Below are 21,792 nucleotides of genomic sequence, written 5' to 3'. Positions count from 1 at the left end.
GGAGCAACGACGTCACGTGCGCGTGGTGCCCATGTGGCGCGGAACCGTTCGATCGGTGCCGGTACTGTTCGGCGAATGAGCTCGCTTAATCTCGACGACTTCTCCGATCTGATCGAGCGCCCCGACGGCGGAGTGCGCCGCGACGCCGAGGCCCGCCGGGAGCGTCAGATCGTGCCGCCCGGGTCGCTGGGCCGCCTCGACGAACTGGGTGAGTGGCTGGCCGCGGCGCAGTCCGCCGTACCGGTGCGGCCGATCGGACAGCCGCGGGTCGTGCTCTTCGCCGGTGACCACGGAGTGGCCGGACTCGGCGTCTCCGCGCGCCCCGCGGGCAGCGCCGGACAGCTGGTGCGGGACGTCCTGGAGGGCGGCCGGCCGGTGTCGGTCCTGGCGCGCCGACTGGGCGTGCCGGTGCGGGTCGTCGACATGGCCCTGGACTGCGACCCCGAGACGCTGCCGGACGAGGTCGTACGGCATCGGGTGCGGCGCGGCAGCGGGCGGATCGACATCGAGGACGCGCTGACCGCCGAGGAGGCGGAGGCCGCGTTCCGTGCCGGGATGGCGGTGGCCGACGAAGAGGCCGACTCCGGTACGGATCTGGTGGTGCTCGGCGATGTGAGCGTGGGCGGGACGACGGCGGCGGGCGTGCTGATCGCCGCGCTGTGCGGGACCGACGCGTCGGTGGTGACCGGGCGGGGCGGCCTGGCGATCGACGACCTGGCGTGGATGCGCAAGTGCGCGGCGATCCGCGACGCGCTGCGCCGGGCCCGGCCGGTGCTCGGGGAGCAGTTGCAGCTGCTGGCGACCGTGGGCGGGGCCGACCTCACCGCGATGACGGGCTTCCTGCTCCAGAGCGCGGTGCGCAAGACGCCGGTGATCCTGGACGGGGTGGTGGCCGCCGCCTGTGCGCTGGTGGCCCAGCGGATCGCGTTCCGGGCGCCGGACTGGTGGCTGGCCGCGCACGACAGCGGGGAGCCGGGCCAGGCGAAGGCCCTGGACCGGATGGCACTGGAACCGCTGCTGGCACACGGGGTGACGGTGGGCGAGGGCGCGGGAGCCCTGCTGGCGCTGCCCCTGGTCCAGGCGGCGGCCGCGCTGGCCGCCGAACTGCCGGAGAAGCCCGCGGAGCCCGAGGAGACGGAGAAGCCGGAGGAGCCGGCGACCGTCGAGGGGGCCGAGGCGTCCGGTGAGCCGGAGGTCTCCGGCGAACTGGCGAAAGAAGAGACCGAGTAGGCCTCAAAGAGCCGAAAGTCGACCGCACGTCAGACGAAAGAAGGACGGTTCGTCAGGGCATCGCCCATATGATCCTTCTCCATGGGAGATGCCCGAATTGCCTCGCGGCGGGCCGCCGCTTTCGCCGTCTGGTACCTGCGGCTCGTCGCGTTCGTCAACTTTCTGAGCGCGATCTGGGTCTCCCTCGGACAGGACGTGCGGCGGCACAACCAAGAGGACTTCTTCACCCCGTACCTGCTCACCGCCGGCTTCGCGTCCGGGGTGTTCACCGTCTTCCTGGCCATCACCATGCGGCGCCGCAAGCGCGCCGCATGGATCCTGAACCTCGCGCTGGCCGGACCCTTCCTCGCGCTGTTCTCCCTCGCGATGGCGTTCCCGGAGATGCGCGGGCACGCGCAGAACTGGATCTCGCTGGCCCTCACCGCCGCCTTCGTCGTCGCCCTCGTGGTCGGGCGGCGGGAGTTCTACGCGAAGGGCGACCGGTCCAACCCGAGGCTCGCCGCCGCCGTCGCGGTCGGCGGCACCCTGGCCTGCTCGCTGCTCGCCGCGCTGCTGGTGACGGTCACCAACCAGGCGTCGGACGCGGCCCGTTCGACGTTCCTGGAGCGCTGGCACTACGGCACCTTCCGGCTGGTGTCGGTCGCCGCGAGCGAGGCCCGCTTCCCCGGCATCGAGACGCCGAACTGGGTGAACGTCGGCATCAACGTGCTCAGCACGGCCCTGGTCCTCGCCGTCTTCTACGCCGCCTTCCGCTCCCGGCGCGCCGTCGACCCGCTCACCGAGGACGACGAGAAGCGGCTGCGCGAGCTGCTGGAGCGGCAGGGCGAGCGGGACTCGCTCGGCTACTTCGCGCTGCGCCGGGAGAAGAGCGTGGTGTGGTCGCCGACCGGCAAGGCGGCCGTCGCCTACCGGGTCGTGGGCGGTGTCTCGCTGGCCTCCGGCGACCCGATCGGCGACCCCGAGGCGTGGCCCGGCGCCATCGATCCGTGGCTGGCCGAGGCCCGCGCGCACGGGTGGATCCCGGCGGTGATGGGGGCCGGCGAGGAGGCCGGCACGGTGTACGCCCGGCACGGCCTGGACGCGCTCGAACTGGGCGACGAAGCGCTGGTCGAGGTCGCCGAGTTCACCCTGGAGGGGCGGGCCATGCGGACCGTGCGGCAGGCCTACAACCGGGTGAAGCGGGCTGGGTACACGGTGCGTATCCGGCGTCACGAGGACATCCCCGCCGACGAGTTGGCGTATCTGCTGAAGCGGGCGGACGACTGGCGGGACGGGGCCACCGAGCGCGGGTTCAGCATGGCGCTCGGCCGGCTCGGGGATCCCGAGGACGGGCGCTGCGTGATGCTGGAGTGCACGGACGCGGAGGGGCGGCTGCGGGCGCTGCTGTCCTTCGTGCCGTGGGGGCCGCGCGGGCTCTCGCTCGACCTCATGCGGCGCGACCGTGACTCCGAGAACGGGCTGATGGAGTTCATGGTGATCGAACTCCTGCGCAGGGGCCGCGAGATCGGGATCACCCAGGTCTCACTCAACTTCGCCATGTTCCGATCGGTCTTCGAACGTGGGGGGCGCCTCGGCGCCGGCCCGGTGCTGCGGCTGTGGCGGTCACTGCTGAGCTTCTTCTCGCGGTGGTGGCAGATCGAGTCGCTGTACCGGGCCAACGCCAAGTACCGGCCCATCTGGGAGCCACGGTTCCTGCTCTTCGAGAAGAGCGCGGACCTCCCGCGCATCGGCATCGCCTCGGCTCGCGCGGAAGGTTTTCTGGAGGCGCCGGGGTTGCCGAAGTGGCTGCATCGCAAGCACCTGGAGACGCACAGATGACCCACCTCGCCCGCTGGGCCCGCGCCGAATGGGGACTGCTCCACGTCACCGTGCGCGAGCCGCTGCTGAAGCGGCGTTGGCGGGCGATCCCGATGACCCTCGGGGCGGTGGGTCTCACGGCGGTCGTGCAGATCGTGCAGAACCAGTCCTGGGGCTACCAGCTCGTGCAGGACATCGGCGCGGTCCGGGCCCAGGACCCGCTGTGGCTGGCGCTGCTGCGCACCCCCTTCTCGCTCTTCGTGCCGGCCCTGGACCTGCCCGTGTGGGGCGCGCTCGCGCAGGTGCTGTTCGTCTTCGGCATCGCGGAGATCTGCCTCGGCTGGTGGCGCACGCTCGTCATCGCCTACGCGGCCACCCTCGCCGGCACGCTGTACGCGCGCGTGGGCATCTCCCTGGGCCCGGGCAGCCCGTTCGGCCTGCCCGCCTCGGACGCCCAGGTCGTCGACACCGGCCCCTCGGCGGCGGTGGTGGGCCTCGCGATCTTCCTCGGCTGGCGCTACGGCGCCTACGTCACCGCCGGCGCGGTCGCCCTGGCGATGGGGGTCGAGGTGGTGCTCAAGGACAACCTCGCCGGCAAGGAGCACCTCGCGGCGATCGTGACGGTGGCGATGCTGTGCGGGATCTCGGCGCTGCGGCACCGGAAGCGGGGGCCCGGGGCGCGGGGCCCGACGACACGAGGGCCGAGGGCGCGGGGTCCGGAGCCGGGCTCCCCGCCCCCTTGAAGCCCGCACGCCCCCTCGCCGGCGCCGATGGCGACACCGTCATCCCCGAGGCAGCGCCCGCTGCGGCTCCGGATCCGGCTTGCCGCCGATCCAGTCCTGGAACCGGCGGCTGGGGCCCGCCCAGCGGCGGTCGTGGTGGTAGGCGCGGAGCCGGGAACGGGCGCGGGCTCGCGGGCGGCGGCGGTAGAAGCGGCGGGCCCAGGGGGAGCCGGGGCGGGCCAGGCGGATCAGCCCGATCAGGCCGACCAGCGGGACGATCACGCTGAAGATCGCCATGCGGGTCTTGCCCTTGGCGAGGACGGCCAGCGCGAACACGAAGTTGACCACCACCGTCGTGATCACGCCGCCCCGGTCCTGAAGCTCCTCCTGGCTCAGGTCGTTGACCCCGAAGGGCGCGAAGCCGGAGAGGACGAGGCCGACCAGGGCCGCCGTCAGGACCACGACCTCGACGCTCTGACGACCCTCCTCGCTCCAGTACACGTCGTCGAGGTGGAGGATCAGCGCGAACTCGTCGAGGACCAGACCCGCGCCCATCCCGAAGATGACCGCGCAGACGGCCGAGCCGAACCCGTGCCGCCCGCCGGCCACCGCCCCGAAGCCGCCGATGATGGTCAGCACGATGCCCGGCACGACGTGGTGGATGTGCAGCCCGCCCGCCTTGACGTTGCCGAACGGCCCCTTGCCCGCCCGGATGAGACGGGTGATCAAGCGGGTGATCAGGAACGTCAGGACGAAGGCCGCCAGAGCGAGGAGCAACGGCAGCTTGCCGGGCTCGATGATGTTCCGATGCAACCAATGTCCCATATGTGAACTTTATCCATGCCACCCGCTTCCGCCCGCGCGACCGCCGGGTAACCTGCGCCGGTGCCCAGAACCCCCTGGCCGGACGGCCTCCGCTTCGCCTTCGGCACCCTGACCGCGCTCCCGGTCGAGGTGACCCGCTGGGACCGGGACGCGGCGCGCGCCGGCATGCTCTGCGCCCCGGCGGCCGGACTGGTGGTCGGCGCGGGCGCGGCCCTGCTCGGGGTCCTGCTGCTGGCTCTGGGCGCGGGCGCGCCGCTCGCCGCCGTCGCCTCCGCCGCCGTCCCCGCCGTACTCACCCGTGGTCTGCATCTGGACGGGCTCGCGGACACCGCGGACGGGCTCGGCAGCGGGAAGCCCGCCGAGGACGCGCTGCGGATCATGAAGCAGTCGGACATCGGGCCTTTCGGTGTGGTCACGCTGGTGTTCGTGCTGCTGGCGCAGGTGGCCGCGCTGGCGCAGGCCTTCGGCGACTCGTGGGGCCGGGGCGCGCTCGCCGCCGTCGTCTCGGCGGCCACCGCCCGGCTCGCGCTCACCCTGGCCGCCCGGACGGGTGTGCCTGCGGCGCGGCCCGAGGGGCTGGGGGCGGCGGTCGCGGGGGTCGTGCCGGTGCGGGGCGCGGTGGGTGCGGGCGTTGTCGTGGTGGCGCTCGCGGCGGCCGGGGGCGCGTTGTTCGGGACGTACGACGTGGTCCGTACGGCGGTCGCGGTGGTCGTCGGGCTGGGTGGGGCCGAACTCCTTCTGCGGCACTGCACGCGGCGGTTCGGCGGGGTGACCGGGGATGTGTTCGGGGCGCTGGCCGAGACGGCCGCGACCCTCGCGCTGCTGGTGTTGTGCCTGGGGAACTGACGGCGAGGACAGGGCCGTTGATCAGCAGGCCCGGCGCCAGGCCCCCAGTTCGTACTTCTTGAGCATCGAACTCAGCTTCAGGCGGCGGGAGTCGGCGCAGAAGCGGCTGGTGGGCAGCTCGTACTCGACGTGGAAGACCGCCTTGCCGGCCTTGACGAACGGCGTCAGGTCGGCGCATTCGCCGTACTGGGCGCACTGCTCGTTGACCGCGAAGTCGAAGTCCCCGACCAGCTGCGGGATCTGGTCGAGGTCGTTCTTCAGGCCGACCGACATGCCGCGGTCGTGGGCGAGTTTCGCGATCAGGCGGTTGTAGCGGAGCTGGTCGGCGGCCTTGAGGGGGAAGCCGGTGCGGTTCTTGTAGCCGTCCATGTTGTCCGGCTCCACCGCGTCGAAGCCCTTGTCGTGGCACATGTCGATTCGGGCCGCCATCAGCGGTTCGAGGACGTCGGTGCGGCGGATGTCGAGCCAGCGCTCACCGTCCCAGCCGTTGCCCTTGCCCAGCACCGACTTCGGGAACTTCTTCGCGTCGGGGCGCCAGTCCTCGTACGCACCGGTGGAGAGGTAGCAGATGACCTTGCGGCCCTTGGCGTGCAGCGCGGAGACGGTGGCCTTGGGCTGGTCGAAGCCGTCGATGTCGTAGACCGGCACGTCGACCGAGGTGTCGAGGCGGCCGCTCAGCTGCCACTGCCAGGCCACTCCGGGGCGCGGCTGCCAGCGGGCCGCGGCGGGGGACTCGTCGTCGGGCGCGGAGGCGCAGCCCGCCAGGAGCGCGAGCAGGGCGAGCAGCAGGGGCGGGCGGGTCAGTGTGCGGGACAAGGTGCCGGCTCCAGGGCTGGGGTGAGGTGGCCCAGGAATGATCTCCGATGCACAGGACAGGTGAACGCCCGGGGGAATGAGTGAACGCACACACGCGCGTAGGCTCGTCCCGACTGTTCGCCGCACCGGGGAAGGCCCCGCTCAAGCCGCGTTCCTAGGCCGGATCTAGGGTCGGCTGTCGGGCCCGGTCGACCCACACAGTTCGACCACCGCAACTTCACATCGGAAGCGAGATTTCACCACCGTGACTGCTCTCACTCTCAGCACCGCCGCGGCGCCCGGTCTGCGTGCCGACGCGATCGTGCTCGGTGTCGCCAAGGGCGACAAGGGGCCGGTCGTCGCCCCGGGCGCCGAAGCCGTCGACAAGGCCTACGACGGCGGGCTCGCCGGGATCCTGGAAACCCTCGGTGCCTCCGGTGCCGAGGGCGAGGTGACGAAGCTGCCGGCACCGTCCGGCTTCAAGTCCCCGCTCGTGGTGGCGGTCGGCCTGGGCGCCGAGCCCCAGAAGGACTCCGCGTACGACGCCGAGGCGCTGCGCAGGGCCGCCGGTGCGGCAGCCCGTGCGCTCACCGGGGCCAAGAAGGCCGTCTTCGTCCTGCCGATCGGCGACGCCGCCGACGTCGGCGCGATCGGCGAGGGCGTGCTGCTCGGCGCCTACTCGTTCGACACGTACAAGGAGAACGGGAAGGACGCCAAGGGCAAGAACGGCAAGGCGCCGCTCGCCGAGGCCGCCCTGCTCGGCGCCAAGCCCCGCGACAAGGACCACAAGGCGGCCGTCGAGCGCGCCACCGCCGTCGCCGAGGAGCTCAACCGCGCCCGCGACCTGATCAACACCCCGCCGAACGACCTCAACCCCGAGTCGTTCGCGGCGATCACGCAGGCCGCCGCCAAGGAGCACGGCATCAAGGTGCAGGTGCTCGACGTGAAGGCGCTGGAGAAGGGCGGCTACGGCGGCATCCTCGGCGTCGGCGCCGGCTCCGCGGCGGGCCCGCGGCTGGTGAAGCTGTCGTACACCTCGTCCAAGGCGAAGAAGCACCTCGCGTTCGTCGGCAAGGGCATCACGTACGACTCGGGCGGCATCTCGCTGAAGCCGGCCGGGCACAACGAGACGATGAAGTGCGACATGAGCGGTGCGGCGGCGGTCTTCGCGGCCGTGGTCGCCGCCGCGCGTCTGGGTCTTGAGGTCAACGTCACCGGCTGGCTGGCGCTGGCCGAGAACATGCCCTCCGGTTCCGCGACCCGTCCCGGTGACGTGCTGCGCATGTACAGCGGCAAGACGGTCGAGGTCCTCAACACGGACGCCGAGGGCCGGCTGGTCCTGGCGGACGCCCTGTGGGCCGCCTCGGCGGAGAAGCCGGACGCGATCGTCGACGTGGCGACGCTCACCGGCGCGATGATGCTGGCGCTGGGCAGCCGGACGTTCGGGATCATGGCGAACGACGACGCGTTCCGCTCCGCGCTGCACGAGGCGGCGGAGGAGGTCGGCGAGCCGGCCTGGCCGATGCCGCTGCCGGAGCACCTGCGCAAGGGCATGGACTCCCCCACGGCCGACATCGCGAACATGGGCGAGCGGATGGGCGGCGGCCTGGTCGCCGGTCTCTTCCTGCGCGAGTTCGTGGGCGAGGGCATCACCTGGGCGCACCTGGACATCGCGGGTCCGGCCTTCAACGAGGGCGGGCCGTTCGGCTACACGCCCAAGGGCGGTACGGGTACGGCGGTACGGACGCTGGTCCGGCTGGCCGAGCTGGCGGCTTCGGGCGACCTCGGCTGAGGTGACCGACGGTGAGGGGGCTCCGCGCGCGGGTAGGGCGGAAGCCCCCTCTTCCGTACCCTCCGGCGGCCGCTCAATTGAACGTGGGACGTCTCACACACCGCCCTGGCGTCTCGTCCACCCCCGACAAGTGCGAAGATGGGGCTCGGCAGGACAGGGCCCCCACCACAGGGCCGAAGAAAGAGCGGCCGGACACCAGCCGCCGACCGGTCAACCGCCCGCACGGGACAAGGCTGACCGGCGTGGCGCACATGCATGGAGGACGTGACGTGGCGAACGACGCCAGCACCGTTTTCGACCTAGTGATCCTCGGCGGTGGCAGTGGCGGTTACGCCGCGGCCCTGCGCGGGGCGCAGCTGGGACTGGACGTCGCCCTGATCGAGAAGGACAAGGTCGGCGGCACCTGCCTGCACAAGGGGTGCATCCCCACCAAGGCCCTGCTGCACGCGGGCGAGATCGCCGACCAGGCCCGTGAGAGCGAGCAGTTCGGCGTCAAGGCCACCTTCGAGGGCATCGACGTCCCCGCGGTCCACAAGTACAAGGACGGCGTCATCGCCGGTCTGTACAAGGGTCTTCAGGGTCTGATCGCCTCCCGCAAGGTGACGTACATCGAGGGCACGGGCCGTCTGTCGTCCCCGACCTCCGTCGACGTGAACGGCCAGCGCGTCCAGGGCCGCCACGTCCTGCTGGCGACCGGCTCCGTGCCGAAGTCGCTGCCGGGCCTGGAGATCGACGGCAACCGGATCATCTCCTCCGACCACGCCCTCGTCCTGGACCGCGTACCGAAGTCCGCGATCATCCTGGGCGGCGGTGTCATCGGCGTCGAGTTCGCCTCGGCGTGGAAGTCCTTCGGCGCCGACGTGACGATCATCGAGGGCCTCAAGCACCTCGCCCCTCTCGAGGACGAGAACTCCTCCAAGCTTCTTGAGCGCGCGTTCCGCAAGCGCGGCATCAAGTTCAACCTGGGCACCTTCTTCTCCAAGGCCGAGTACACGGCCGACGGCGTCAAGGTCACCCTCGCCGACGGCAAGGAGTTCGAGGCGGAGATCCTCCTCGTCGCCGTCGGCCGCGGTCCCGTCTCCGCCGGCCTCGGCTACGAGGAGCAGGGCGTCGCGATCGACCGCGGCTACGTCACGGTCGACGAGTACATGCGGACGAACGTCCCGACCATCTCCGCCGTCGGCGACCTGGTCCCGACGCTCCAGCTCGCGCACGTCGGCTTCGCCGAGGGCATCCTGGTGGCGGAGCGACTGGCCGGTCTCAAGACCGTTCCGATCGACTACGACGGTGTCCCGCGGGTGACGTACTGCCACCCCGAGGTCGCCTCCGTGGGCATCACCGAGGCCAAGGCCAAGGAGATCTACGGTGCGGACAAGGTCGTCGCTCTGAAGTACAACCTCGCGGGCAACGGCAAGAGCAAGATCCTCAACACCGCGGGCGAGATCAAGCTCGTCCAGGTGAAGGACGGTGCCGTGGTCGGCGTCCACATGGTCGGCGACCGCATGGGCGAGCAGGTCGGCGAGGCCCAGTTGATCTACAACTGGGAAGCGCTGCCCGCCGAGGTCGCCCAGCTCATCCACGCCCACCCGACGCAGAACGAGGCGCTCGGCGAGGCCCACCTGGCCCTGGCCGGCAAGCCCCTGCACTCGCACGACTGACCCTCGGTCGGCACAAGCGACGACTCAGACTTCCGCAATTCGTAAGGAGCAACCGAAACCATGGCGGTTTCCGTAACCCTTCCGGCGCTCGGCGAGAGCGTCACCGAGGGCACTGTCACCCGCTGGCTGAAGGCCGAGGGCGAGCGCGTCGAGGCCGACGAGCCGCTGCTGGAGGTGTCGACCGACAAGGTCGACACCGAGATCCCGGCCCCTGCCGCGGGCATTCTGGCCTCGATCAAGGTCGCCGAGGACGAGACCGTAGAGGTCGGCGCCGAGCTGGCGATCATCGACGACGGCACGGGTTCGCCCGCTGCCGCCGCCCCTGCCCCGGCCGCCGAGCCCGCCCCGGCTCCGGCCGAGGCTCCGGCTCCGGCCGCCGCCCCGGCCGCCCCGTCCACCGAGCAGGCGGCCCCGGCTCCGGCCCCGACCGCCGAGGCCACCACGGGTGCCTCCGGCGCCGAGGGCACGGACGTGGTCCTGCCCGCGCTCGGCGAGTCCGTCACCGAGGGCACCGTCACCCGCTGGCTGAAGGAGGTCGGCGAGGAGGTCGCGGAGGACGAGCCCCTGCTCGAGGTCTCCACCGACAAGGTCGACACCGAGATCCCCGCACCGGTCGCCGGTGTGCTCCTGGAGATCGTGGTCGGCGAGGACGAGACCGCGGAGGTCGGCGCCAAGCTGGCCGTCATCGGCGCCCCGGGCGCGGCTCCGGCCGCTGCTCCGGCCCCCGCCGCCCCGGCCCCGGCCCCCGCCGCCGCTGCCCCCGTGGCTCCGCCGGCTCCGGCTCCGGCCGCTCCGGCTCCCACGCCCGCCCCGGCGCCGGCGCCCACCCCGGCTCCGGCCCCCGCCCCGGTCGCCGCCGCTCCGGCTGCTCCGGCCCCCGCGCCGGCCGCCCCGGCCCCGGTCACCCCGGCCCCCGCCGCTCCGGCCTCCGCCGCGGTCTCCGGTGACGACGGCGCCTACGTCACCCCGCTGGTGCGCAAGCTCGCCGCCGAGAACGGCATCGACCTGGGCACCGTCAAGGGCACCGGCGTCGGCGGCCGTATCCGCAAGCAGGACGTCATCGCCGCCGCCGAGGCCGCGAAGGCCGCCGCGGCTGCTCCGGCTCCGGCCGCGGCCGCCGCACCGGCCGCCAAGAAGGCGCCGACCCTGGAGGCCTCTCCCCTCCGCGGCCAGACCGTCAAGATGCCCCGCATCCGCAAGGTCATCGGCGACAACATGGTCAAGGCGCTGCACGAGCAGGCCCAGCTGTCGTCGGTCGTCGAGGTCGACGTCACCCGCCTGATGCGCCTGCGGGCGCAGGCCAAGGACTCCTTCGCCGCGCGCGAGGGCGTCAAGCTCTCCCCGATGCCGTTCTACGTCAAGGCCGCGGCCCAGGCGCTGAAGGCCCACCCGGCCGTCAACGCCCGGATCAACGTCGACGAGGGCACGATCACCTACTTCGACACCGAGAGCATCGGTATCGCGGTGGACTCGGAGAAGGGCCTGATGACCCCGGTCATCAAGCACGCGGGCGACCTGAACATCGCCGGCATCGCGAAGGCCACGGCCGATCTGGCCGGCAAGGTCCGCGCCAACAAGATCACTCCGGACGAGCTGTCCGGCGCGACCTTCACCATCTCCAACACCGGTTCGCGCGGCGCGCTCTTCGACACGATCATCGTGCCGCCGAACCAGGTCGCGATCCTCGGCATCGGTGCCACGGTCAAGCGCCCGGCGGTCATCGAGACCGAGGAGGGCACGGTCATCGGCGTCCGCGACATGACGTACCTGACCCTCTCCTACGACCACCGTCTGGTGGACGGTGCCGACGCGGCCCGCTACCTGACCGCGGTCAAGGCGATCCTGGAGGCGGGCGAGTTCGAGGTCGAGCTCGGCCTCTGAGTCCCAGCGGTACGTATGGTGCCCCCGCCCGGAACCTCCGGGCGGGGGCACCGTCGTATGCGTGTAAGTCTCGTCTCACCTGCATGAAAGCGCCCCCGTGCGCCCCTCCCGAACGGGCCCTCGGCCTTATTGTCTAAACGTCAAACGCCCCAGGGGCCGATGGGCGGCCCCTCCCTAAGGAGCCCTCATGACCGCGCCCGTCGTCCACTCGCTGCGCGAACAGATCCGCGAGCACATCGTGGAGGGGATCGTCAGCGGGCGCTGGAAGCCGGGCGAGCGGATCGTGGAGCGGCGGATCGCGACCGAGCTGGAGGTCAGCCAGACGCCGGTGCGGGAGGCGCTGCGCGAGCTGGAGTCGCTGCGGCTGATCGAGTCCGCGCCGAACAAGGGCGTCCGGGTACGCAACCTCACGGCGGCCGACCTGGAGGAGAGCTACCCGGTCCGGGCCGGTCTGGAGGCGATCGCCGCGGAGCTGGCGGCCGCGCGCCTCGCGGAGGACTGCTCGGCGCTGGAACCGCACGTCACCGCGCTCTACGAGGCCGACCGCAATGCCGACGGCACCGGCCAGGTGCGGCACACGGTCGCCTTCCACCGTGAGCTGGTGCGGGCGGCCGGGAACTCGGTGCTGCTGCACACCTGGGAGGGCCTGGGCATCGAGGTGTTCACGGCGCTGTCGATCCGCTGGCTGGGGACGGTCCAGCAGTCGTACGCGGAGGAGCACGAGGAGCTGGTGGCGGCTTTCCGGCGGCGGGATCCACGGATCGCGGAGATCGTGAAGGCGCATGTGCTCGGTTGCGCTCCGCGTCCGTGAAGCAGTCGAGCGTCACCTCGCTCACCTGCGAGAACAGGTCAATGGAACGGCACCCGGTGCCTTTTCGCAGGGCACTCTGTGCCGACTTTCTCGGTATCAAGATATTTTGCCCTGGGAACCTTTGATCGATCATCGATCAGGGAGTTACAGTCGCCGGTGGGCCACACGGCGGAAGCCGCGCGGTGTCACAGCACCACGGCCCACCGCCCTGTCCTGCCAAAGACAAAGGGCAACCCCGAACCCTTACCGATGAGGGAACCCCCTTCGACTGAGGAAGGCGGCGACATGACCGACCCCCAGGCCATCCAGCCGAGCGAGCTCGACCAGCTCCCGGACCGCGACCCCGAGGAGACCGCCGAATGGCAGGCCTCCCTGGACGCCGTCACCAAGGCGGCAGGGCCGCACCGTGCCGCGTACCTGATGCGCCGCACACTGGAGCGAGCCGAGGGCAACGGCATCGCGCTGCCCAAGCTTCTCGAGACCGACTACGTCAACACCATCCCCACCGCCGCCGAGCCCGCCGTGGACGGCGACGAGGCGATGGAGAACCGGATCACCGCCTGGAACCGCTGGAACGCGGCGGCGATGGTGACCCGGGGCGCGAAACACGGCGTCGGCGGCCACATCGCCACCTTCGCCTCCGCGGCCTGGCTGTACGAGACCGGCTTCAACCACTTCTTCAAGGGCAAGGAGGCCGACGGCTCGGGCGACCAGCTCTACATCCAGGGCCACGCCTCCCCCGGCATCTACGCCCGCGCCTTCCTCGACGGCCGCCTCACCGAGGCGCACCTCGACAACTTCCGCCAGGAGTCGGGCGGCAACGGCCTCCCGTCGTACCCGCACCCGCGCCGGCTGCCCTGGCTGTGGGAGTTCCCGACGGTGTCGATGGGCCTCGGCCCGCTGTCGGCGATCTACCAGGCGCGCTTCAACCGCTACCTCACCGCGCGCGGCATCAAGGACGTCTCCGACTCGCACGTCTGGGCATTCCTCGGTGACGGCGAGATGGACGAGCCCGAGTCGACGGCGGCCCTCGCACTGGCGAGCCGCGAGGGTCTGGACAACCTGACCTTCGTCATCAACTGCAACCTCCAGCGCCTCGACGGCCCGGTCCGCGCGAACTTCAAGATCGTGCAGGAGCTGGAGGCCCAGTTCCGCGGCGCCGGCTGGAACGTCGTCAAGTCGCTGTGGGGCAACGCCTGGGACGAGCTGTTCCAGCTCGACACCACGGGCGCGCTCGTACGACGGCTGCGCGAGGTACCCGACGCGCAGGTGCAGACGTACCAGACGCGTGACGCGGCCTACATCCGCGCGGACTTCTTCGGCAAGGACCCGGCGCTCGTCGAGCTGGCGAAGCTGCTGAGCGACGACAAGATCCTGGAGTGTTTCCACCTCTCGCGCGGCGGTCACGAGGCCCGCAAGGTGTACGCGGCGTACCGTGCGGCCCTGTCCCACAAGGGCGCGCCGACCGTGATCCTGGCGCAGACGGTCAAGGGCCACACCCTCGGTGCGGGCTTCGCCTCGAAGAACGCCAACCACCAGATGAAGAAGCTGTCGACGGACGAGTTCAAGCAGATGCGTGACCTGCTCGAACTCCCCATCAAGGACAGCGACTTCATCGACGGGGTCGTGCCCTACGGCCACCCCGGCGCCGACTCCCCCGAGGTCCGCTACCTCCAGGAGCGCCGCGCGGCCCTCGGCGGTCCGGCCCCGGCCCGCCGCACGCACGCGATCGCTCCGCTGCCCTCCGCCTCGGAGAAGACGTTCGCGTCCTTCGACAAGGGCTCGGGCTCGCAGAACGTGGCGACCACGATGGCCTTCGTCCGCCTCGTCAAGGACCTGGTCCGCGACAAGGAGACGGGCAGGCGCTGGGTGCCGATCGTCCCCGACGAGGCGCGCACGTTCGGCATGGAGAGCCTGTTCCCGTCCCTCGGGATCTACTCCCCCAAGGGCCAGACGTACGAGCCCGTCGACCGCGACCAGCTCATGTACTACAAGGAAGCCAAGAACGGCCAGATCCTCAACGAGGGGATCACCGAGGCGGGCTCCATGGCGGACTTCATCGCCGCGTCGACGTCGTACGCGACGCACGGCGAAGCGATGATCCCCTTCTACATCTTCTACTCGATGTTCGGCTGGCAGCGCACGGCCGACCAGATGTGGCAGCTCGGCGACCAGCTCGGGCGCGGCTTCCTGGTCGGTGCGACGGCGGGCCGTACGACGCTGACGGGCGAGGGCCTCCAGCACGCGGACGGTCACTCGCCGGTGATCGCGGCGACGAACCCGGCGGCGCTGTCGTACGACCCGGCGTTCGCGTACGAGGTGGCGACGATCGTGCGGGACGGCATCCGCCGGATGTACGGCGAGTCGGCGCCCGGCGAGGACCCGAACGTCTTCTACTACCTCACCGTCTACAACGAGCCGATCCCGCAGCCCGCGAAGCCCTCCGGGCCGGGCATCGACGAGGGCATCGTCAAGGGCCTGTACCGCTTCAACACGGCGGAGTCGGCGGGGCTTTCGCCCGTTGCCAACGCGGCGCGGATCCAGCTCCTCGGTTCCGGTACGGCGATTCACTGGGCGCTCAAGGCGCAGCAGTTGCTGGCGGAGGAGTGGGGTGTGGCGGCCGACGTCTGGTCGGCGACGTCCTGGACCGAGCTGCGGCGGGACGCGCTGGAGGCGGATGCGGCGTTGCTGCGGGGCGAGGAGCGGGTGCCGTACGTGCGGCAGGCGTTGCAGGGTGCCGAGGGTCCGGTGCTGGCGGTCTCGGACTACATGCGGCAGGTGCCGGACCAGATCGCGCAGTGGGTCGAGCAGGACTACTCGTCACTGGGCGCGGACGGCTTCGGTCTCTCCGACACCCGTGACGCGGCCCGCCGTTACTTCGGCGTCGACGCGGAGTCGATCGTGGTCGCGGCGCTCGCCCAGCTGGCGCGGCGCGGGGAAGTAAAGGCGACGGCGGTGAAGGAGGCGCGCGAGCGCTACGGGCTCTAGGGCCTGTTCTCGCCCCCGCCGCCCCTACCCGTCCCATCCTTCTGGGGGCTGCCGCCCCCAGACCCCCGCTTCGGCCTGAACGGCCTCGTCCTCAAACGCCGGACGGGCTGGGTGACTCAGCCCCTCCGGCGTTTGAGGAGCGGGGTCTGGGGCGGAGCCCCAGGATGGGACGGGTAGGGGCGGCGGGGGCGAGATCCCTCATCATGAAGGCATGCGCGCTGCCCGTCTCATCAAAATGGTGCTGCTGCTCCAGTCCCGCGCCTCCATGACCGCCGCCGAGCTGGCCAGTGAGCTGGAGGTCTCCGAGCGGACCGTCACAAGGGACGCGCAGGCGCTGTCCGAGGCAGGGGTCCCCGTGTACGCCGACCGGGGGCGGGCCGGCGGGTATCGGCTCATCGGTGGGTACCGGACCCGCCTCACCGGACTGGCCCGCAGCGAGGCCGAGGCGCTCTTCCTGAGCGGGGTGCCAGGGGCCCTGCGCGAGATGGGCCTGGAAGACGCCGCATCCGCCGCCCGGCTGAAGGTGTCCGCCGCCCTCCTCCCCTCCCTCTCCGACGCCTCCCGGTCGGCGTCCCAGCGCTTCCACCTGGACGCCCCCAACTGGTTCGCCGAGCCCAAGGCCCCCGAGCTCCTCCCGACCGTCGCCGACGCCGTGTGGGACGACCGCCGGGTGACCGCGCGCTACCGGAGCCGGGAGAGCGAGGTGGAGCGCGTGCTGGAGCCGTACGGGCTCGTACTGAAGGCCGGGGTCTGGTATCTCTGCGCCCGCATCCCCGACGCGGACACCTTCCGGGTGTACCGGATCGACCGGTTCACGGAGATGGACGCCGGCGCGGAGCGCTTCGTACGGGACGAGGAGTTCGATCTGCCGGCCTTCTGGGCGGAACGGGCCGAACAGTTCGCGCGGTCCATCCTGCGGACGGAAGTGGTGGTGCGGTTGTCCCCGGACGGGGTGCGCGCGCTTCCGTACGCCGTCGATCCCGTCTCCGCCCGGGACGCGCTGGCCGCCGCGGGTCCCCCGGACGAGGACGGCACGCTGACCGTGACGCTCCCGGTGGAGTCCGAGAAGGTCGCCCACTCCCAGCTGCTCGCGCTGGGGCCGGAGGCCGAGGTGCTGGCGCCCGAGAGTCTGCGGGCGCGTTTCACGGACGACGCGACTCGGCTCGCGCGCCTGTACGGGACATAACAATCCGCCTCACTCCACGTGCGCCCCACCCGCACAGGCCCGATGCTTGACCCGTGATGGACGAGACGGAGTTCTGGGAGCTGGTGGACGCCTCCCGCGAGGCCGCGGAGGGCGACCCCGAGGAGCAGGCCGACCTGCTCGTGGACCGGCTCCTCCAGCTGGACCCCGAGCTGGTCCTCGACTTCGCCCGTCACTTCGAGGCCCGCTACAACCGCGCCTACACCTGGGACCTGTGGGGCGCGGCCTGGGTCCTGCTGGACGGCGCGAGCGACGACGCCTTCGACTTCTTCCGCTGCTGGCTGATCGGCCAGGGGCGGGAGGTCTACGAGGGTGCCGTGCACGACCCCGACTCGCTGGCCGATCTCATCGACGACTTCGACGAGGAGATCGACGGCGACGGGGAGGAGCTCGGGTTCGCGGCGGACGAGGCGTACGAACAGCTCACCGGCGCCGTCGCCGCCGACCTCGGCATCCCGCCCGCCCCCGCGGAGCCGACGGGCACGCCCTTGGACCTGGAGAACGAGGGCGTCCTGGCCGAGCGGTACCCCAAGCTGTGGGAGCGCTTCAGGGGCTAGGGCCTGTCCGGCGGATCAGGTCGGCTGTGAGGTGCTGTGATTCTTGGCCGAGTCGAGCGGGGTCTGGTGCGTGCAGCTGCAAGGCGGAGGAGGGAGTCATGGCGGAGCCATGGCGAGTGACGACAACGCCGCTGGGGGTCCCCCCACGCCTTTAAGGCAGTGGGGGAGGGCGTGCCAGACCCCGCGACGCCGGACTGATCCGCCGGACAGGCCCTCGCCCCGCCGCGCCCGCCGAGACTCAGGCCGCCTGCCTGCGGCGACTGGTGTCCGTCGGGATGTAGGCCTGGTTCTGGTCCACCCGTACCGCGTGGTGCATCGGGGCCGCGTTGGCCTGGTCCAGGGCGGACGCGGTGACGGCGGCCGGGCCGAGGACCACCGCGGCGACGGCGCAGACCACCGCCCAGGGGCCGCGCGCCGACCTGGTCCAACCGGCCGACTTCTCCGTGGTGTTGACGTGGCTGCTGGTCATTTTCCCCACCCTCCGGTCAGTGCGTGTGCATGACGATAGGGAGGCCGCCTCGGGGGACCCGATGAGCCGCCTGCGAGAAACCTGTGAGCGCCGCGCGGGTGATGGCGTTCGGGCGGCCGTCGCCGCTCGTTCGCCTGAACTGCCCGTCCGGTACACCGGACCCGACTGGGATACGGGGAGCGGGTGGGGGCGGAGTTCACAGTCGTGACGTCTTGACCCGTCCGGTGCGCCCCGGCTTACGGTGGCCGCCGCCGAACAGGAGCGTCGTGCCCATGACCAGCCCGTACGTGAAGGGGATAACCCGCCGGGAGCACCTCGACCATCTCTGGCTGCACCCGGACGCGAGCCATCTCCAGATCCCCGAGTGGGCCGATGCGAAGCCCGACTGGACGGCGGAGAGCGTCGGTTGGTTCGAGGACGACGAGATGGTCGCCGTCGCGCTCGTGCTGTACCGGGCGTTCCCCGGGACCGGGCGCTGTCTCGCCTACCTCCCCGACGGGCCCGCGATCGACTGGCACAGCCAGCGCCCGGAACGGTACCTGGACCCGCTGATCGAACACCTGGAGAAGCAGGGCGCGTTCTCCGTCCGGATCGGCCCGCCGCTCGTCGTCCGGCACTGGGACGCGGCCACCGTGGCGGCGGGCATCGCCGACCCCGCCGTACGGCATCTGCGGGACCTGCCGACGGACGGGATCGACGGGTACGCGCTGGACACCGCCGAGCGGCTCGGGCGGCTGGGGTGGCGGCGGTGCAAGGAGAACCACGGGAGCGGGTTCGGGCTCGGGCAGCCGCGGTACGGCTGTCGGATCCCGTTGGCGGGACGGTCGGTGGAGGATCTGCGCGAGGGTCTCGCCCCGCGCTGGCTACAGGCCCTGCGGACCGCCGAGGGAGGCGGGGTCGGGGTCTTCTGGGGCTCGGCCGACGATCTGGCCTCCTTCCACCGCCTGTACCGCGCGACGGCCGAGCGCGACGGCTTCAAGGCCCGCCCGCTGGACTACTTCCGGCGCATGTGGCAGGCGCTGAACGCCGAGGAGGCCGACCGCCTGCGCATCTATCTCGCCGTCCACGACGACGAGGTCCTGTCGGCCGCACTCATGATCAGCGTCGGCACCCACGTCTGGCACTCCTACCCCGCGTCCGGCCGCCGCGGCCGCGAACTCCGCCCCAGCAGCGTCCTGTTGTGGCGCATGCTGTGCCAAGCACTGGACTCCGGCGCGGAGACATACGACCTACGCTCCATCACCCCCTCCCTCGTCCAGGAGGACCGCCTCTTCGGCCGCCTCCTCTTCAAGACCGGCACGGGCGGCCGGGCAGTGGAGTACCTGGGGGAATGGGAACGCCCGGTGGGCAGCCAAGGAAAGGCCCTGCAAAGGGCGTTGGGGATCTATCTCGCCCGTAGATAAGGCCAGGGGCGCGGGGAACTGCGCGACCAGCCCCCACCGCCCCGCACCCGACACACAACCGAGCGGGGGTCCGGGGGCGCAGCCCCCGGGATGGGACGGGTAGGGGCGGCGGGGGCGATCAACGCCCTTGAAGACGAGCCGCTTCCTCCCGGATGAACGGAAGTTCGAGATACAGAGCGGCCCCGGGGCAACTCGTCATGTACCCGTCCTTGTGCCCCGCCAACACGGGAAGCCTCGCAGCCGTGCCGGAGGCATACCGGCTGAGACTGTTGCTGGACACCAGCCGGGCCATGGCCCGCGGGTCGACATCCGCCAGCCCCAACTTCCACGCGGCCACCGCCGCGATCGCCCGCGTCATCGCCGCCGGCACCTCCACCCCCGCCGTGAACGTCCCGATCGCCGCGATCCCCGCCGTACGGTGGTTGAAGCCCTGCGTGTGCGCACCGGTGACCGGCCGGTCGACACCTCCCGCGCGGCCCTCGTACACCGTGCCGCACCGGTCGACGAGGAAGTTGTAGCCGATGTCGTCCCAGTCGCGAACGCCCGTCTGGCCCGCGTAGAGGTAGCGGATGATGCGGGGCGCGTCCGCGCAGTCGTAGCCGTTGGGCGAGTCGGTGTGGTGGACGAAGACGGCGACGACCTTGTCGTCGTAGCGCGGCGGCGGCTGCGCGTGCCGGGAGAGCGCGTCCAGCCAGGCCGAGCGCGGCACGATGTGCGGCCGGACCGCGGCGTGCAGGGTGACGGGCCGGGCCGCGACCGGGTGCGGGGGCACCGACCGCCCGTGGCCGATGCCGTCGGCGCACAGCACGAGGCCCACGACGGCGGCCAGTCCCGGCACACAGGCGAGCGCGAGCCGCACGGCACGGGGTATCCGGGCCGCGACCGCCCGCCGGGTTCCCGGCGATCTTCGGACACGCATGACCTCACTCTCGGCCGGATCCGCTCCGCCCGCGATGTGTGCTGTGCCACCCGGTGGAACCATCGTCCTGGTCCGGGGCGTTTTCCGGAGTGCACGCACGCGTGAGGGCTTCGCGGCCGGTACGCGTGCGCGTGGCTGATCATCGGGACCGTCCCGCCCGTAATAGGGGGTCCGACAGAAAGGCGGCTCCGTGGACCTGCTCGACATCGTGCTGTTGCTGGTCGTGGTGGCCTACGCGGCCTCCGGCTACCGGCGTGGCCTCGTGGCCGGCTGTGTCTCGTTCGCCGGGTTCGTGGGCGGCGCGGTCATCGGCGTGTGGGTGCTGCCCTGGATGATGGATCTCGCGGACCCGGGGACCACGGCGGCGACGGTGACGGCGGTGCTGACCGTGCTGGTCCCGGCCGTGGTGGGGCACGAGCTGGCGGGGCGGCTCGCGCTGCTGCTGCGCAAGGAACTGGACCAGGGGCCGCTCCGGATCGCGGACGGGGTCGGCGGGGCGGTGGCCAACTCGGTGGCGGTGCTGATCGTGGCCTGGGTGGCCGCGAGCGTCCTGGGCGCGTCCTCCTCGTCCCTGCTGACGACGGCGATCCGGGACTCCCGGGTGCTGGGCACGGTGCAGGACGCCATGCCGGACACCACCCCGGGCTGGTTCTCCCGGGCCACCTCCGCGCTCACCGAGGCGGGTTTCCCCCAGGTCTTCAACCCGTTCGAGAACGAGTCGACGGCCGAGGTCGCCAAGCCCACCGGCGACAGCGTCACGGCGAGCGCCACGAACGCGGCCAAGCGCAGCACGGTGAAGATCGAGGGCGTCTCCGGCGACCAGGGCCGCGAGGGCAGCGGTTTCGTGTTCTCGGACGAGCACGTGATGACCAACGCGCACGTGGTGGCCGGCATCGACGACCCGACCGTGCGGATCGGCGGGGTGGGGCGGTCGTACGACGCCCGGGTGGTGCTCTTCGACCCGCAGAAGGACGTGGCGGTGCTCTATGTGCCGGAGCTGAGCGCCCCGGTGCTGCGTTTCGACGACAGTGCCGCGCGCGGGGACTCGGCGGTCGTCGCGGGCTATCCGCAGGACGGCGATCTGAACCTTCAGGCGGCGACGGTCGCGAACCGGGTGCACGCGACCGGCCAGAACATCTACAACGACGGCACGGTGACCCGCGAGATCTACTCGATCCGCTCCACCGTCCGCCCCGGCAACTCCGGCGGCCCGCTGCTCACCACCGACGGCCAGGTCTTCGGCGTCGTCTTCGCCCGCTCCACCTCCGACGACGAGACGGGCTACGTCCTGACGGCGGACGAGGTCGCCTCGGACGCCCAGCGCGCCGCCAACGCGACGGCACCGGTGGACACGGGCGACCTGGTCACCTCGTAGCGCGCCGGTCCCTCAGAGCGAGCAGCCCATGAGTACGTCGTCCACGTACTCCCCCGCCAGCAGGAACTCCCCGGGCAGGATCCCCTCCACCACGAAGCCCTCGGCCTCGTAGAGCCGGCGGGCGGGCGTGTTGTGCCCGAGCACCCGCAGGGTCAGCCGGCGTGCGCCCTGGCGGCGGGCCTCGTCGCGTACGGCCCGCAGCAGCGCCCGTCCGACGCCCGCGCCGCGCGCCTCCTCGGCGACGGCGAGACCCTGGATCTGACGGACATGGGCGTTGCAGACCAGCGGGGTCGGGTATCCGAGCCGTATGTAGCCGACGACCGTGCCGTCGAGTTCGGCGACCAGATGGTCGCGCGGGCCGAACCGCTCGTTGTAGAAGGGCTCGTAGGGCGGTTGGGGGCGCGGCTGGACGGAGTGCAGAGGGGACCAGGTGGCTCGGTCGAGGCGGCCCAGTGCCTCCTCGTCGTCGAGGGTGGCGCGGCGTATGTGCGGAACGGGCATGACGGCCACCCTACGGTGG

General features: G+C 71.7%; 18 protein-coding genes. 13 read left to right on the top strand and 5 right to left on the bottom strand.

Annotated features, from left to right (window positions below):
- Positions 1-75: 75 nt before the first annotated feature.
- The 3 genes from cobT to ACIP6U_RS45360 all read left to right on the top strand — a co-directional run bounded on the left by cobT (position 76) and on the right by ACIP6U_RS45360 (position 3,770).
- Positions 76-1,230, top strand: a complete 1,155-nt coding sequence (cobT, locus tag ACIP6U_RS45370) for a nicotinate-nucleotide--dimethylbenzimidazole phosphoribosyltransferase (RefSeq protein WP_401729064.1) — start codon at positions 76-78, stop codon at positions 1,228-1,230.
- Between the two features lie 81 nt (positions 1,231-1,311).
- Positions 1,312-3,048, top strand: coding sequence for a phosphatidylglycerol lysyltransferase domain-containing protein (locus tag ACIP6U_RS45365; protein WP_401729063.1), 1,737 nt, complete (start codon positions 1,312-1,314; stop codon positions 3,046-3,048).
- A complete protein-coding gene (locus tag ACIP6U_RS45360) occupies positions 3,045-3,770 on the top strand; it encodes a hypothetical protein (RefSeq protein WP_401729061.1) in 726 nt (241 codons plus the stop codon). Before ACIP6U_RS45365 ends, ACIP6U_RS45360 begins: the two co-directional genes overlap by 4 nt.
- Before the next feature lie 39 nt (positions 3,771-3,809).
- On the opposite strand, the gene ACIP6U_RS45355 is transcribed toward ACIP6U_RS45360, so the two are convergent.
- Entirely contained in the window at positions 3,810-4,574 is a 765-nt protein-coding gene (locus ACIP6U_RS45355; RefSeq protein ID WP_401729060.1) for a hypothetical protein, read from the bottom strand.
- Positions 4,575-4,634: 60 nt separating this feature from the next.
- Here ACIP6U_RS45355 and ACIP6U_RS45350 point away from each other — a divergent pair, with 60 nt between their 5' ends.
- Positions 4,635-5,420, top strand: a complete 786-nt coding sequence (locus ACIP6U_RS45350; protein WP_401729058.1) for an adenosylcobinamide-GDP ribazoletransferase — start codon at positions 4,635-4,637, stop codon at positions 5,418-5,420.
- A 21-nt stretch (positions 5,421-5,441) separates the two neighbouring features.
- On the opposite strand, the gene ACIP6U_RS45345 is transcribed toward ACIP6U_RS45350, so the two are convergent.
- Positions 5,442-6,224, bottom strand: coding sequence for an endo alpha-1,4 polygalactosaminidase (locus ACIP6U_RS45345; protein ID WP_401729087.1), 783 nt, complete (start codon positions 6,222-6,224; stop codon positions 5,442-5,444).
- 256 nt (positions 6,225-6,480) lie between these two features.
- Between ACIP6U_RS45345 and ACIP6U_RS45340 the strand changes: the two genes are divergently transcribed.
- From ACIP6U_RS45340 to ACIP6U_RS45310, 7 genes are all read left to right on the top strand, one after another.
- Positions 6,481-8,007, top strand: a complete 1,527-nt coding sequence (locus ACIP6U_RS45340; protein WP_401729057.1) for a leucyl aminopeptidase — start codon at positions 6,481-6,483, stop codon at positions 8,005-8,007.
- A gap of 269 nt (positions 8,008-8,276) precedes the next feature.
- On the top strand, positions 8,277-9,665 hold the full coding sequence (lpdA, locus tag ACIP6U_RS45335) for a dihydrolipoyl dehydrogenase (RefSeq protein ID WP_401729056.1): 1,389 nt from the start codon (positions 8,277-8,279) through the stop codon (positions 9,663-9,665).
- Between the two features lie 60 nt (positions 9,666-9,725).
- On the top strand, positions 9,726-11,546 hold the full coding sequence (sucB, locus tag ACIP6U_RS45330; RefSeq protein WP_401729054.1) for a 2-oxoglutarate dehydrogenase, E2 component, dihydrolipoamide succinyltransferase: 1,821 nt from the start codon (positions 9,726-9,728) through the stop codon (positions 11,544-11,546).
- A gap of 187 nt (positions 11,547-11,733) precedes the next feature.
- Complete coding sequence (locus tag ACIP6U_RS45325) at positions 11,734-12,357, top strand: GntR family transcriptional regulator (protein ID WP_401729053.1); 624 nt, start codon at positions 11,734-11,736, stop codon at positions 12,355-12,357.
- A gap of 285 nt (positions 12,358-12,642) precedes the next feature.
- Positions 12,643-15,345, top strand: coding sequence for a pyruvate dehydrogenase (acetyl-transferring), homodimeric type (gene aceE, locus ACIP6U_RS45320; RefSeq protein ID WP_401729052.1), 2,703 nt, complete (start codon positions 12,643-12,645; stop codon positions 15,343-15,345).
- Positions 15,346-15,556: 211 nt separating this feature from the next.
- Positions 15,557-16,531, top strand: coding sequence for a helix-turn-helix transcriptional regulator (locus ACIP6U_RS45315; protein ID WP_401729050.1), 975 nt, complete (start codon positions 15,557-15,559; stop codon positions 16,529-16,531).
- 56 nt (positions 16,532-16,587) lie between these two features.
- Positions 16,588-17,106 (top strand): DUF4240 domain-containing protein, encoded by a 519-nt coding sequence (locus ACIP6U_RS45310; RefSeq protein ID WP_401729086.1) that lies wholly within the window; start codon positions 16,588-16,590, stop codon positions 17,104-17,106.
- A 238-nt stretch (positions 17,107-17,344) separates the two neighbouring features.
- Here the strand turns inward: ACIP6U_RS45310 and ACIP6U_RS45305 are convergent, their stop codons facing one another.
- Positions 17,345-17,575 carry a hypothetical protein gene (locus ACIP6U_RS45305; RefSeq protein WP_401729049.1) on the bottom strand — a complete coding sequence of 77 codons (231 nt, stop codon included), beginning with the start codon at positions 17,573-17,575 and terminating at the stop codon, positions 17,345-17,347.
- 272 nt (positions 17,576-17,847) lie between these two features.
- Between ACIP6U_RS45305 and ACIP6U_RS45300 the strand changes: the two genes are divergently transcribed.
- Positions 17,848-18,978, top strand: a complete 1,131-nt coding sequence (locus ACIP6U_RS45300) for a lipid II:glycine glycyltransferase FemX (protein WP_401729048.1) — start codon at positions 17,848-17,850, stop codon at positions 18,976-18,978.
- Positions 18,979-19,096: 118 nt separating this feature from the next.
- Here the strand turns inward: ACIP6U_RS45300 and ACIP6U_RS45295 are convergent, their stop codons facing one another.
- Positions 19,097-19,897 (bottom strand): peptidoglycan recognition protein, encoded by an 801-nt coding sequence (locus ACIP6U_RS45295; RefSeq protein WP_401729046.1) that lies wholly within the window; start codon positions 19,895-19,897, stop codon positions 19,097-19,099.
- Positions 19,898-20,087: 190 nt separating this feature from the next.
- Between ACIP6U_RS45295 and ACIP6U_RS45290 the strand changes: the two genes are divergently transcribed.
- A complete protein-coding gene (locus tag ACIP6U_RS45290; protein WP_401729045.1) occupies positions 20,088-21,272 on the top strand; it encodes a MarP family serine protease in 1,185 nt (394 codons plus the stop codon).
- A 12-nt stretch (positions 21,273-21,284) separates the two neighbouring features.
- Here the strand turns inward: ACIP6U_RS45290 and ACIP6U_RS45285 are convergent, their stop codons facing one another.
- The gene (locus ACIP6U_RS45285) at positions 21,285-21,773 is read right to left on the bottom strand and encodes a GNAT family N-acetyltransferase (protein WP_401729043.1); all 489 of its coding nucleotides are present in this window, start codon (positions 21,771-21,773) and stop codon (positions 21,285-21,287) included.
- Positions 21,774-21,792 lie beyond the last annotated feature (19 nt).

Source organism: Streptomyces sp. NPDC088794, assembly GCF_044750545.1.
Classification (GTDB): Bacteria; Actinomycetota; Actinomycetes; order Streptomycetales; family Streptomycetaceae; genus Streptomyces.
Note: the sequence above shows the minus strand (reverse complement) of the source record. Positions and strands in the feature narration are given on the sequence as shown.